Annotated in this window: 12 protein-coding genes; 9 read left to right on the top strand and 3 right to left on the bottom strand. The window is 61.3% G+C overall.

Translation table 11 applies throughout. The annotated features are described in order from the left end of the window. The 3 genes from C5L13_RS14280 to C5L13_RS14290 form a co-directional block, all read right to left on the bottom strand. Positions 1-809, bottom strand: an 809-nt coding sequence (locus tag C5L13_RS14280; protein WP_105384301.1) for an ABC transporter ATP-binding protein, incomplete at its 3' end; no start/stop codon positions are given. 77 nt (positions 810-886) lie between these two features. Further along, on the bottom strand, positions 887-2,653 hold the full coding sequence (locus C5L13_RS14285; RefSeq protein WP_245571268.1) for an ABC transporter permease: 1,767 nt from the start codon (positions 2,651-2,653) through the stop codon (positions 887-889). Positions 2,654-2,724: 71 nt separating this feature from the next. Further along, the gene (locus C5L13_RS14290) at positions 2,725-3,789 is read right to left on the bottom strand and encodes an ABC transporter substrate-binding protein (protein ID WP_158693450.1); all 1,065 of its coding nucleotides are present in this window, start codon (positions 3,787-3,789) and stop codon (positions 2,725-2,727) included. 507 nt (positions 3,790-4,296) lie between these two features. On the opposite strand from C5L13_RS14290, the gene C5L13_RS14295 reads away from it, so the two are divergent. From C5L13_RS14295 to C5L13_RS14335, 9 genes are all read left to right on the top strand, one after another. Next, complete coding sequence (locus tag C5L13_RS14295; protein ID WP_105383968.1) at positions 4,297-5,202, top strand: LysR family transcriptional regulator; 906 nt, start codon at positions 4,297-4,299, stop codon at positions 5,200-5,202. Positions 5,203-5,443: 241 nt separating this feature from the next. Further along, on the top strand, positions 5,444-6,529 hold the full coding sequence (locus tag C5L13_RS14300; RefSeq protein ID WP_105384303.1) for an amidohydrolase family protein: 1,086 nt from the start codon (positions 5,444-5,446) through the stop codon (positions 6,527-6,529). Next, positions 6,526-7,629: an amidohydrolase family protein gene (locus C5L13_RS14305; RefSeq protein WP_105383969.1), complete on the top strand. Its 1,104-nt coding sequence runs from the start codon at positions 6,526-6,528 to the stop codon at positions 7,627-7,629. The genes C5L13_RS14300 and C5L13_RS14305 overlap by 4 nt, the downstream gene beginning before the upstream one ends. A 15-nt stretch (positions 7,630-7,644) precedes the next feature. Continuing rightward, positions 7,645-8,769 (top strand): amidohydrolase family protein, encoded by a 1,125-nt coding sequence (locus tag C5L13_RS14310; protein WP_105383970.1) that lies wholly within the window; start codon positions 7,645-7,647, stop codon positions 8,767-8,769. Continuing rightward, on the top strand, positions 8,766-9,872 hold the full coding sequence (locus C5L13_RS14315) for an amidohydrolase family protein (protein ID WP_105383971.1): 1,107 nt from the start codon (positions 8,766-8,768) through the stop codon (positions 9,870-9,872). Before C5L13_RS14310 ends, C5L13_RS14315 begins: the two co-directional genes overlap by 4 nt. Before the next feature lie 2 nt (positions 9,873-9,874). After that, positions 9,875-10,288, top strand: coding sequence for a Rieske (2Fe-2S) protein (locus tag C5L13_RS14320; RefSeq protein ID WP_105383972.1), 414 nt, complete (start codon positions 9,875-9,877; stop codon positions 10,286-10,288). Between the two features lie 45 nt (positions 10,289-10,333). Further along, on the top strand, positions 10,334-11,353 hold the full coding sequence (locus C5L13_RS14325; RefSeq protein ID WP_105383973.1) for an ABC transporter substrate-binding protein: 1,020 nt from the start codon (positions 10,334-10,336) through the stop codon (positions 11,351-11,353). Between the two features lie 57 nt (positions 11,354-11,410). Beyond that, on the top strand, positions 11,411-11,941 hold the full coding sequence (locus C5L13_RS14330; RefSeq protein ID WP_105383974.1) for a TetR/AcrR family transcriptional regulator: 531 nt from the start codon (positions 11,411-11,413) through the stop codon (positions 11,939-11,941). A gap of 145 nt (positions 11,942-12,086) precedes the next feature. Beyond that, positions 12,087-13,697 carry an ABC transporter substrate-binding protein gene (locus C5L13_RS14335; protein WP_105383975.1) on the top strand — a complete coding sequence of 537 codons (1,611 nt, stop codon included), beginning with the start codon at positions 12,087-12,089 and terminating at the stop codon, positions 13,695-13,697. The last annotated feature ends 25 nt before the right edge of the window (positions 13,698-13,722 follow it).

Raw genomic sequence — 13,722 nt, forward strand, 5'->3', positions numbered from 1 at the left:
TCAGATGTGTATAAGTGACAGAGCTTGTAATACTGGCCACCGTTCGGACGGCAATTCCTGACCTTCGCCTCGAGCAGGTTCGGCGTGCCGAAGAAAGCGGCGACCTGCCGGTTCTCCGGCCGCCGATAAATGTCCTCCGGTGCGCCGACCTGCAGTATCTTGCCGCCATGCATGACGACGACCCGATCGGAAAGAGCCATGGCCTCCGACTGATCGTGGGTCACGTAGAGAGCCGTAATCTTGAGCCGCTGCTGAAGTTGGCGGAATTCGTCGCCCATCTGCGTGCGCAGCCGCGCATCGAGGTTCGACAGCGGCTCGTCGAGCAGCAGCACCTCCGGTTCGAAAACCAGCGCGCGGGCGATCGCCACGCGCTGCTGCTGACCGCCGGACAGCGCCGGCGACGGACGTTCGGCATATTGTTCCATCTCGACGAGGCGCAACGCGTTCATCACCCGGTCCTGGATCTCCTTGTCGGTCCGGCGGCGGATACGCAAGGGATAGGCGACATTGTCGAACACCGTCATATGCGGCCAGATCGCATAGGACTGGAAAACCATGCCGAGCCTGCGCCGTTCGGAGGGGACGAAATAGCCCTTGTCCGCATCCGAAACCACATTGTCTCCGATGCTGATGCGCCCGCCGGTGTTCTTCTCCAGTCCCGCCACCATGCGCAGCGTCGTCGTCTTGCCGCAGCCGGACGGTCCGAGCAACGTGACGAATTCGCCGCTTTTGACCTTCAGGTTCACCTGATCCACGGCCGTGATTGCACCATACATGCGGGTCACGTTCTCGAGTGTTACCGAAGCCATACTCTCTCTTCCTTTCGGTGCGGACATTTGCAGCCGCCAACTAAAACCGGCGCGCCCGGGAGCCAGGTCCTGGATTTTTAAAGCTTGCTGATGCGCGCCTTGATGAATCGAAGCTGCACCCAGCGGAACAGAATGACGAGCAGCATCATCATCAGGCCGATAACGCTCACCTGTTCGGCGTTGCCGTTCGCCCAGAGCTTGAGAAGCACAACGGCCAACGTTTCGGATCCCACCGAATAGAGCAGGATCGACGCGGAAAGTTCTCGCATGATGCCGAAGAACGTCAGCACCCAGCCGACCGCAAACGCCGGCCATGCCAGCGCGACCATGATGCGCCACATGGTCTGGAACCAGCTCGCGCCATGGACCCGCGAACATTCCTCGAGATCATAGGAAAGCTGGTGGTAGGCGCCGGTCATCACGCGCACGGCAACCGGCGTGCCGAGCGCCAGATAGGCGAGCAGCAGCGCCCAGACGGTCCCGTAGATCGGGATCGGCCCCGGGAGCATGGCGAAAGCCCAGAGGAAACCCACGCCGAGCACCATGCCGGGCATCATCCACGGCAGCCAGGCCATGCCGTCGATCAGGCTGCGGCCACGCCAGCGGGTACGGACCGAGACATAGGCGACCACCGCACCGAGCGCCATCGTCGCGGTGGCGCCGAGCAGCCCGAGCATCATCGTGTTGCGCACCGCCCGCCAGAATTCGGAATTGGAAAAGACCGCCCTGTAATGCTCCAGCGTCAGCATCTCGTAGGTGTAGAAACCGAAGAAGCGGAAGAAGGAGCCGAGCAGGAGCTGACCGACCGGCAGGACCACGGTGATGACGAAGAAGAGCACGCAGAAGCCGAAGGTCACCCAGCGCCAGGGGCCGAGCTCCATCACGTTCGGCCGAAAGCCCTTGCCGGTAACGGTCTGGAAACTCTTGCCGCGCAGCAGCGCCCATTGCCAGATGACCAGCAGGAACATCAGCCCCATGATCGCGAAGGACAGCGCCGTCGCATATTGATAGTCGGGCGTCGCGCGGTGGTTGATCGACTCGTAGATGTCGGTGGTGATCACCTTGATGCCGGCCGGAAGGCCGAAGAACAACGGCGACTCGAAAGATTCGATGCCGCGAATGAAGCTCAGCATGAAAGAGCTTGTCAGGACCGGCAGCATCAGGAGCAGCGTGATCTTGCGGAAGGTCGTCCACCGCGAGGCGCCGCACATGCGGCTCGATTCCTCCAGCGAGGGGTCCATGGCCCGGAAGGCATCGACGGTGAAGAGGAAGAGGAACGGGATCGAATACTGGCACATATGCCAGACCACGCCCCCATAGGAATAGACGTTGACGAGCGGATCCTGCGAGCCGCTGATCGAGCGCCAGACGAGGTTGATGACACCGACCTGCGGATTGCCGAGCATGCCCCAGGCCATGGCCGTCAGGATCGGCGGAATGAAGAAGGGCAGCGTGATCAGCACTTCCAGGGTGCCACGGAAGGGCGTGTCGGTGCGGGCGATGATCCAGGCCAGAAACACCGCGATCGTCAGAGACGGAACGGTCTTCGCAAGCGAGATGCCCACCGTGTTGACCAGAACGAGAAGGTTCTGGGTCGTCATGATGGCGCGATAGCCGTTGAGGTTGAACTCGCCGGCAAGGCCGGGCGGGGTCGAATGGAGGCTGCCGTAAAGCAGCATGGCCAGGGGATAGATCGTCAGGAATCCCAGTATGGCGATCAGCGCCAGCATACCGATCAATCGCCCGATCGAACCGCCCGAAAAAGCGCGGGTAACGGCGTTACCGCCGAGTGTGGGTGCGGTTTCGGCAATATCGTCGAGGGAGCGATTATGGATTATGGTCATGCGGTCCTCGCGGCTCCGATGGCATTGGATATCGAGTCGTTACCGGGCATGCCGGCAACGACGCGACAGCTTCACTTGAAGACGTCTTTTGCCTTGGCGAGCATCTCGTTCTGTCGGCGCGAGTCGCTCGTGCCGTAGAGCTTGGCCTCCGAGATTGCCTTGATGTCTGCGGGCAATCCCTCGGTCACGCCCTCGATCACCGGTCCATTGCCGAGGCTCGCATAGATCTTCTGCGCAGTCGGGCTCTGGAGGAAATCGAGATAGAGCTTGGCCGCATTCGGATGCGGCGCCTTCTTCAGAAGCACGTTGCCGTAAAGCACGTAGCCGACGCCCTCTTCCGGTATGACGAACTTGACCGGCAAACCCTTCAAATCGGACATGTCCGTCAAAATGACGGGCATATAGATCGAATATTCGCCGCGCGCGGTGCGGCGCTGCGATTCCCGCTGGTCGCGGGTAAAGACGAGCTTCTGGCCGGCGACCTTCCTGACATAGTCCTCACCGATCCGGTCATAAGTGGAGAAGAACCAGAGATAACCGGCCCCGATTGCGCGCGGGTCGTCGGCGAGTATCTTGCCCTGCCATTTCGGATCGGCAAGATCCTTCCAGCTCTTCGGTTCATCGGCCGGCTTGACGAGCCCGGTATTGACCATGATGCCATAGGGGATGGTCATGACCGACGCCATCGGCACCTGCAGCTTGAACTGCGGCTTGATCTTCTGGGAATTCGGCGTCACCGGAAGCGGATCGACGGACTTGTCCTCCGCATCGTAAAGCCGCGTCTGCCCTTCGCTCGTGAACATCACGTCCGCAGCAAACCGACCTGCTGCCTGCTCGACGCGTACGCGCTCACGGATTTCGCTGGCGCGTGCCTCGAGAACCTCCACTGAAATTCCATATTCCTCGGTGAAGGCTTCGGCGATCTTCTTGGTGCTCGGCTGCCCGACAAGTGCGGTGTAAAGGACGAGTGTCCCCTCTTTCTTACCCGCCTCGACCACCTTCTCCCACTCGGCATCCTGTGCCTGCACCGGCTGCCATACCGCCGTTGCGATAGCGATGCCGCCCGCAGCGGTCAGAAAAAACCGTCTCGACCATTGCCTGATGGTCGCTGCCGTCATGGATTTGTTGCTCGTCACGTGTCTCTCCTCCCTGGAACTGACGACTGAGCGCAATCGCAGGGCCATGCCCCGCTTTCGACACCGAATTATCTGCGGCTCGATCGCCGCCCTCTCCTTCTCCGCTTCGGTGGCACCGTTTTCCCGACCGGCACCGCCGGATTCTCCCGACGTTCATCTATCTTGAAAGATGATCCTTACCGGTTCCTATATCCTCGCGATATGAGGCCCGTTTTGCGTGTGACAAGAACCCTGATATGCGCCGTACGACACGGCGCGACGAGGTTTGTCCCACAAGGATCAGGTTCGCCAAACAAACTCCTGCTCTTCGAGCTCCACCTGTAACCTTGCCGGTTCGAAAGCGCGCAGACTTCGCAGGCAAAACTCCTTCGCCTGTTAGATTGACCTTTTCCCTCGCAGTGGAAAAGCATCATTTTTTTACATTCACTTTTCTCGAAAGCAGAAAGATGAATTGTGTTAGGGTCGCCCAGGATTTGACCATAGCGCTAGGTTGGGAGGCCTAAAGCATTGGACACACTCATCAACATCCGTACCTTTCTCGCGGTCGCCCGCTCCGGAAGCTTCTCTGCGGCCGGCCGTCATCTGGGTGTCGCACCCTCGGTGGTCACCAAACGGATCAGCCGTCTGGAGGACCAGATGCGGGTAAAACTGTTTATCCGGTCGACGCGCCAACTCATCCTGACCGAGGTCGGAGAACGCTACCTGCCGCGCTACCAGTCATTGGTAAAGGAAATCGACGATGCCATCGGCGGTGCAGCCGCGGTCGCCCAGCGGATAGAGGGGCATCTGCGCATCAAGGCCCCGACGACGGTGACGATTGCCTTTCTGGCGCGGATCCTGAGCGATTTTCAGCAGGAGAACCCCAACGTGACGATGGATGTCGCGCTGGTGGACCGCTCGGTCAACCCGGCCGAGGAGGGATACGATATTGCGCTTGGCGCACTTCCGGCCTCCTACTCCAACGTGGTCGACGAACCGCTCTGTCCCTATCCCCGCAAACTCTGTGCTGCTCCATCCTATCTGGAGAGCCGCGGCGTCCCGAAACACCCGCGCGATCTCGTCGATCACATCTGCCTCACCTTTCATGCCACCGGGTCCACCTGGTCGTTCCTCAGTCCCGGCGGTCCGATCGACGTGGAGGTCCGCTCCGCCTTCAGCGCCAACGACACCCAGGTGCTGCATGACTTGGCCTTGCGCGGTCGCGGCATAGCCATGGTGGCGACCTATGTCGCGGAAGACTCGTTTCGAACGGGCAAACTGATCGAACTGCTGCCGGAATATCCGGTCGCCGAACTCTGGTTGAAGGCGCTGATCCCGCAAACCCAGGCCCGCAAGCCCACCGTGAGAGCCGTCATGGAATGGCTTCGGATTCATATGCACACGGCGCTCGTTCTCGGCCAAAAATCCGCATAAGCACGGTTATCTTTGCCTTCAGAGAAAAGGCAAACCCCGTTCAGCTTTCTCGATTCGAGAAAACCGCTACGACGAAAAAGCGTATTCTCTCGGGCTCCCCAGCCCCTTACCCTTTCGCATCGAGGATACGCATCGCAAATGCGGGGGTGCCTTGCGCCTTTGAGTGCATCACCCGGGAATGGAAGCCGGCAACGTCTGGGAAGAGGATGTGTCGGCCGGCGAAAACAGGGAGGCTTGTGTAGTGGACACTGCTGTCACCAGGCAGCGCCCGGTGCTTTCGCAATTGGGCGCAATCGACTGTGACGTTCACCCCGATGCGCCGGACCGCTCCGACCTGTTGCCCTATTTCGACGAGTATTGGAAAGAAATCGTCACCACCCGCGACGTCGATCGGCTTGAGCTCACCAATTTCCCCACTCGGGCTAAACCGTTCTTCCGGGAGGACTGGAAGGCGGCGGAAGGCAAGGGTGTTGAAAAGTTACGCCGCAATCTGCTCGATCCGTTCGGTCTCAAATACGCGATCCTGAACTGCGTCACCGGCGTGCATGCGATCTACGATCCCTATCTGGCAGCCGCGATCTGCCGCGCCACCAACGATTGGCTGAAGGCAGAATGGCTGGACCGGGATCCAAGGCTGCGCGCCTCTCTGGTTCTCCCGATGCAAAATCCGGAAGCCGCCGTGGAAGAGATCGAGCGCTTCGCGGACGACCGGCGTTTTGTCCAGATCCTGACCCTTTGTATGGGCGAAATGCCCCTTGGTCGCCGCTATTACTGGCCGATCTACGAGGCCGCCCAGCGCCATGGTTTCTCGCTCGGCATTCATGCAGGCAGCGCCTATCGCCATGCCCCTAGTCAGAGCGGGTTCCTTTCGTATCTGGCCGAAGATTACGTGCACCAGGTTCAGGGTTTTGCGGCCCAGGTCGGTAGCTTCGTCGCGGAAGGCGTGCTCGGCAAATTCCCCGACATGAAGATCGTACTGATCGAATCCGGCGTTTCGTGGCTCCCCGGCCAGATGTGGCGGATGAGCAAGGACTGGCGCGGCGCGCGCATTGAAGTGCCCTGGGTCAAGGAGCCCCCGTCGGCACTGGTTCGGCGCCAGATCCGCATGACGACGCAGCCCTTCGACGCGCCGCGCGACCCGGCTGAGCTGGAGCGCATCATCGAGCATCTCGACGCGGACGACATGCTGCTTTTTTCCACCGACTATCCACATGCGCAATTTGAGGGTGGCGCCGCGATCCCGGACGGGTTCCCCGAACGCCTTATCGATCGTCTGGTGCGGGAGAACGCGCTCGCCACCTACCCACGACTGGAGGGCCGGCCGTGAACCAAGCTGTTCTCGAAAAGGAAAAAAACGCCGAAGCCAAACTCGGTATCATTGACTGCGACATCCATCCGGCCTTCGGCACCCCGAACGAGCTTGCGAAATTCCTGCCGCAGCGCTGGCGCAACCACCTGGCGGACTACGGCCAGCGGAGCGCCAATCCGCTGGTCGGCACCCTGCCCTACCCGCGCATGACGCCCGGCAATGGCATGCGCCGAGACGCCTGGCCGCCGAATGGCGGGCCGCCGGCCTCGGATCTCGCCTATCTGCAGGAACAGCTCCTCGATCCGCTCGGCATCGAATACGGGATCCTTCAGCCGCTCGCCGCCGGGTCCTCCACACTCAATCAGGACTTGGGCGCCGCCATGTGCGCGGCGGTGAACGACTGGCAGCTCGACAAATGGACGGGTCCGGAACCGCGTCTCAAAGCTTCCATTTCCGTTGCCCAGGAAGACGCAGCCGCGGCGATCACCGAGATCGAGGCGCGCATCGGCGACAGGAGCTTCGTCCAGATCGCCATCCCGCCACGTACCATCGAGCCGGCCGGCCGGCGGCGCTATTGGCCGATCTACGAAGCCGCCGAACATTACGACATGCCGATCGGCATGCATTCTGCTGCCTTCGGCTGGCACACCAACAGTGGCGCCGGCTGGCTGAATTTCTATATCGAGGAACACTACGCCTTTTCGCACAGTCTCCAGAGCGTCGTAACCAGCATGGTTTTCGAAGGCGTCTTCGACCGTTATCCCAAGTTGAAGCTGATTGTCGTCGAAGGCGGTTTTGCCTGGGCGGCGCCGTTGATGTGGCGGCTCGACAAGCAGTGGGAGCGGATGCGTTCCGAAGTTCCGCATGTGAAGCGGCCACCGTCCGAATATATCCGCGAAAACGTCTGGTTCACCACCCAGCCGATCGAGGAGCCGGAAAACAATCGTCACCTGCTCGATACGTTGCGATGGGTGGGAACCGACCGCCTGATGTTTTCGACGGACTATCCCCACTGGGATTTCGATGACCCGCGCTACGCCTTCAAGGTGCCGCTGTCGCCGACGGAGCGCCAGCAGATCTTTCGCGAAAACGCAAAACAGGTCTACCGCCTGCCTTGATACGGGAGTGCCCTCATGAATGAGATGATCCGATCATTGGAGAACAAGCCGGGGCTTTCGACCGTCGGCGGCATAGACTGCGACCTTCACCCGGCATCGCCGTCAACGAAGACGCTGCTTCCCTATCTCGAGGAATACTGGCGCGAGACTTTCGTCATGCGCGGCGTCGATCGTTTGAGCCTCGCGATGACCTCCTCGCCGCCGCGCGCGCCGATCAACGTACGCTCCGACTGGAAGGCCGAGAGCGGCTTTGCCGGCGATACGCTTGACGCGGTTCGCGCCCAGGCGCTTGATCCGTTCGGCACGCGGCTGGCGATCTGCAATGTCCTGCACGGCTCGATGATCATGCATTCGGACGATATGGCCGCAGCCCTCTGCGGCGCCGTCAACGAATGGCTGGCCAGGGAATGGCTCGACCGGGAACCGCGGCTGCGGGGTTCGATCATTGTTTCCGCCCAGAATGCGGACCTCGCGGTCGCCGAGATCGAAAAACGCGCCGCAGACCACCGTTTCGTGCAGGTCCTGATCCTCGCCCAGAACGACGAACCGCTCGGTCGCCGGCGCTATTGGCCGATCTACGAGGCAGCCGCCCGCAACAAGCTGCCGCTCTGTGTCCATGCCGGCGGCAGCAACCGCCAAGCGCCCACCGCCACCGGCTGGCCGAGCTATTTCGTCGAGACCTATGTGGCGCAGGCATCGATTTTCGAAAGCCAGCTGTTGAGCCTTGTCGCCGAAGGCGTCTTTCACAAGGTGCCGGACCTCAAGGTGGTCTTCGCCGAAAGCGGCTTCACATGGCTGCCGTCCTTCTTCTGGCGGGCCGACAAGACCTGGCGCGGCGTGCGCGCCGAAACGCCATGGCTGACGGAACAGCCGAGCGATATCGTCAAGCGTCATGTGCGCTTCACGATCCATCCCGTCGACGCGCCGCCGGACCGGGACGCACTCGCCCGCACGCTCGAACACATCGATTGCGACGACATCCTGCTCTTCTCGACCGATTATCCGCATGCGCAATTCGATGGCTTGAACGCGCTCCCGGCGGCCTTCGGCGAGACGCTTGCGAAAAAGATCCTGATCGACAACCCGCTTGCCACCTATCCGCGGATCGCCGCGGATTTTAAGGAGGAGGTCGCGAAATGACGGAAACCCGCACACTGGATCGCCCGGTCGAGACGAAGACCAAATACAATCTGATCGACTGCGACATTCATCCGGCGATGAAAACGCCGGCCGAGATTCAACCCTACCTCTCGCAGCGCTGGAAGGACCATCTCGCGACCTATGGCGGCCATACGCGCCAGGGATTGTCGGAAACGCTTTCCCATCCGCGCATGGTGCCGGAAGTCTCGCGCGTCGATAGCTGGCCGCCATCGGGCGGCCCGCCGGGTTCCGACCTGCCCTTCCTGCGTGAACAGCATCTCGACAACCTCGGCATCGACCTTGGCGTCCTCGTGCCGCTGCGCTTCAACGCCAGCGGCCAGCGCCACCCGGACTTCGCCAGTGCGATCGCCACAGCCATCAATGATTGGCAGATCGGCAAGTTTTTGGATCCGGAACCGCGCCTGCGCGGCTCGATCATCGCCACGCAGGAAGATCCGGCCAGCGCCGTCGCCGAGATCGACCGCCGTGCCTCGGACAAACGCTTCGTGCAGGTCCTGCTGCCCCCGCGCTCCATCGAGCCGTTGGGAAAACGCCGCCACTGGCCGATCTTCGAGGCCGCCGTCAGCCATGGCCTGCCGCTGTCGCTGCATGTCGGCGGCGTCGGCGGGCATCAGGCGACCGGGGCCGGCTGGCCTTCCTATTATCTCGAGGAGCATCACAGCCAGGTGCAGACCATGCAGGCGGTGATCGCAAGCCTCATCTTCGAGGGCGTTTTCGAGCATTTCCCGGAACTGAAGGTTTCCTTCGTCGAAGGCGGCTTCTCCTGGGTACCATCGTTTGGCTGGCGCATGGACAAGGCCTGGCAAACGATGCGCGACGAGGTCCCGCATGTGAAGCGCCCCCCGTCTGAATATCTGCGCCGGAACATCTGGTTCACCACCCAGCCGATGGAGGAGCCGAACCCGGCGAAAAACCTCACCGATACACTGAACTGGATCGGGACCGACCGGCTAATGTTCTCGACCGACTATCCCCATTGGGATTTCGACGATCCCCGCCACGCCTTCAAGGTGCCGCTCAGCGCGGCCGAAAAGGCGGCGATCTTCGCCGGAAATGCTGTCAACTTCTATGGATTGAACTGAGAATGGCTCGTCACGTCGTCGCCAGGGTCGATGAACTCGATATCGGCAAATCCAAACTGGTGAAGGTCGCCGGCCGCGACATCGCCCTCTTCAACGTCAAGGGCGAGTTCTTCGCCATCGCCAATCGTTGCCCGCACGAGGGCGCCGATCTCTGCCGCGGCCAGGTCGTGGGCCTCGCCGAATCCGACGAACCCGGCCAATACCGCATGACGCGGCACGGCGAACTGGTGCGCTGCCCCTGGCACGGCTGGGAATTCGACATCCGCACGGGAAAATCCTGGTGCGACCCGGCCCGCACCCGCGTCAAGAGTTTCGACGTCTCCGTCACGAAAGGCGGAGCGCTCGCGGAAGGTCCCTACCAGGCGGAAACTTTTCCGGTCTCCATCGATGAGGACTACGTCGTGGTGGAGATCTGAACCCACATAAAAACCAAGATGGCGAATATTCCAGGGAGGAGAAAAATGTCGCTTATCCGTAAATTGGCAGCCTTTGCGGTTGCCGCGGTCGTTGCAGGTCCGGTTTTCGCGCAGGATGCGGAGTGGGACAAGGTGGTGGAGGCCGCCAAGAAGGAAGGCACCGTCACCGTCTACAATTCGCAGCTCGGCGCGCCGAACTTCGTCGCCGTAACGGAGTCCTTTCAGAAGAAACATGGCATCAAGGTCGAGTCGCTCGACGTACGCGCCAGCGAACTGACCGAGCGTCTCCGCTCCGAGCAGGCGGCCGGACGCTATCTGGCCGACATCCAGATGCACTCCGCCAATTCGATCGAAACGGGAAAGACGCAAGGCATTCTGGTCGAACCTCTCGGCAAGATACCGAACGTCGCCAATATCCGCGACGACATGAAAAAAGAGGTCACGGCCGATCATGTGCCGGGTTTCCTGCAGGCTTACGGTATCCTGGTCAATACCGGCCTCGTGAAGCCGGAGGACGAACCGAAGAGCTGGAAGGACCTTGCCGACCCGAAGTGGAAGGGCAAGATCCTGTCCGACGACATGCGTCCGCTCGGTTCAGGCGGAACCATGTTCGTGGTCTTCAACAAGACCTACGGGCAGGCCTTCAACGAGAAGCTCGCCGAGAACAAGCCGGTCTTCAGCCGCGACCTGCGCAACGACGCGCGTCGCGTCGCCCGCGGCGAATATCCGGTCTACATCCCGCAGATGTTCGCCTTCGCCAATGACCTCAAAGGGTTGCCGATCAAGGTGATCGTGCCCGAGGAAGGTGTCCCCTATGTCTCAATCCACTTCGCGATCATGAAGAACGCGCCGCATCCGAACGCTGCAAAACTCTTCATCGATCACTTCCTCGACATGGAGCAGCAAGTCACCTACGCCAAGGCCTGGATGTTGCCGGTCGCCAAGGGCGTCGAGGATCAGCTCGATCCGGAATCCAAACGCTTTGCCAGCGCCAAGCTGCTCGGAACGCGCGAAATGAACGAATACGGGCCGCTGATGGAGCTCGCGAAAAAGATCTATCCGTAGGGGTCTTCGCCGAGATCGGCGGCCGCAACGCCGCCGAGCGAGCAAAACCGCACGCGCGTGGTGCTGAAAGCCGGCGAACTGTTCCGCGAATACGGTTTTGACGGCATCGGCATTGCCGACCTGATGAAGGCGGCCGGCCTGACGCATGGAGGATTTTACGGACAGTTCAAATCCAAGGTGGATCTGGCGGCCGAGGCGTCGCGACAGGCGCTTGCGCTCAACGCCGCCACCTGGCGGGAGACGATCAACCGCACCCGCGAAAAGGCGTTGAAGGCGATCGCCGTCATGTATCTTTCCCGGCCGAACCTGATCTTCAAGGCCAAGGGCTGCACCTTCGCCTCGCTCTGCGGCGATGCCTCCCGCCAAGGCGAAGGAGTGCAATCCGTCTTCGCCGAGGGCATCGAAAACCACCTGCAGCTACTGCAGGAGATCGTCGTCGGCAATGGCGACGAGGATCGCCGCCGCAAGTCGATCGTCATCCTGTCTCAAATGATCGGAGGGCTGACGCTCGCCCGTGCGGTGGGCAGCGTTCCGCTCGCAGAGGAAATCCTCGCCGCCCTTCGCGACGAACTGGAAACTCGGCACTAAGCCCTTATGGCGCAACGGAAATGCGTCTTACGCCTACCCGCATCCAAGAATTTGTTCCCGAACGCCCCGCAAAGAAATTTCGTGCCTGTGCGGCCGGTCATTTCGCTGCCAATATGCTGCGAAGGACCGCACCGAGGAGAGAGCCATGACGATCGCCAACCTATCCCGACGCACCCTTTTGCAGGCAGGCGCTGCCCTGCTCGCTTCGACCGCCTTGCCGACGCTGGCGCGCGCTCAAGATGCTCCTGCGGGCGGGCGGCTGATCGTCGCGGCGGATTCCGAACCGAAAAACCTCAACCCGGCAATCGTCGCTTCGAACGGCGTCTTCTTCATCGCGAGCAAAGTTGTCGAACCGCTTGCGGAAGCCGCCTTCGAGGGTAAGGACGGGCTTTCTCCGCGCCTTGCGACCTCCTGGGAAGGATCGGCGGACGGCAAGTCGGTAACGTTCAAGCTGCGCGAAGGCGTGAAATGGCATGACGGCAAGCCGTTCACCTCCGCCGATGTCGCCTATTCGGCGCTCAACATCTGGAAGCCGCTGCAAAATCTCGGCCGCCTCGTCTTCGCCAATCTCGAAGCGGTCGTTACGCCGGACGCGACGACGGCGGTTTTCCGCTTCTCCAAGCCCACGCCCTTCCAGCTCATCCGCAATGCTCTGCCCGTGGTCAGCAGCGTCGTGCCGAAACATCTCTACGAAGGCACCGATATCGCCACCAATCCTGCCAATGTGAAGCTCGTCGGCACCGGCCCGTTCAAGTTCACGGAATACAAGCCCGGCGAATATTATCGCCTGACGAAGAATGCCGACTACTGGAACAAGGGCGAACCGAAGCTGGACGAAGTGATCTTCCGCGTGCTGCCGGATCGCGCCGGCGCCGGCGCCGCCCTCGAGGCGGAAGAAATCCAGCTCGCCGCCTTCTCGGCCGTGCCGCTCACCGACCTTGCCCGCATTTCCAAGGTGCCGGGCATCAAGGTCATCTCCAAGGGTTACGAGGGCATGACCTACCAGCTCGTGGTGGAGATCAATCACCGCAGCAAGGAACTTGCCGATCTCAAGGTGCGCCAGGCGATCGCGCACGCGATCGACAAGAAATTCGTCGTCGACACCATCTTCCTCGGCTATGCCGCAGCCTCGACCGGGCCGGTGCCGAAGAACGCCCCGGAGTTCTACGACTCCGGCGTGCCGGCCTATGATTTCGACGTCGCCAAGGCCAATGCACTGCTCGATGAAGCCGGTTATCCGAAGGGCGCCGACGGCAACCGCTTTTCGCTCAAGCTGCGCCCGGCCCCCTATTTCAACGAGACGAAACAATTCGGCGCCTATCTCCGCCAGGCGCTCGCCGCGATCGGCATCGACGCTCAGCTCGTCAACGCGGATTCCGCCGCTCACCAGAAAGCGGTTTATACGGACCACGATTTCGATCTCGCTGTCGCTCCTCCGGTCTTCCGCGGCGACCCGGCGATCTCGACGACAATTCTCGTGAAATCCGGCACCCCGGCCGGCGTGCCCTTCTCCAATCAGGGCGGCTACGCCAACAAGGAGCTGGACGACATCATCTCCAAAGCGGCAGAGACGGTCGACGCCAAGGCCCGCACCGATCTCTACAAGCAGTTCCAGAAATTGGTCGCCACCGACCTCCCGCTGATCAACGTGGCCGAATGGGGCTTCATCACCGTGGCGCGCGACAGCGTGCTGAACGTCTCGAACAATCCCCGCTGGGCAGTCTCCAACTGGGCGGATACGGCACTGCAATCGTGATAGGCTCGGGGTCCGAAAACCGAGT

The organism is Neorhizobium alkalisoli (assembly GCF_002968635.1).
GTDB classification, from domain to species: domain Bacteria; phylum Pseudomonadota; class Alphaproteobacteria; order Rhizobiales; family Rhizobiaceae; genus Neorhizobium; species Neorhizobium alkalisoli.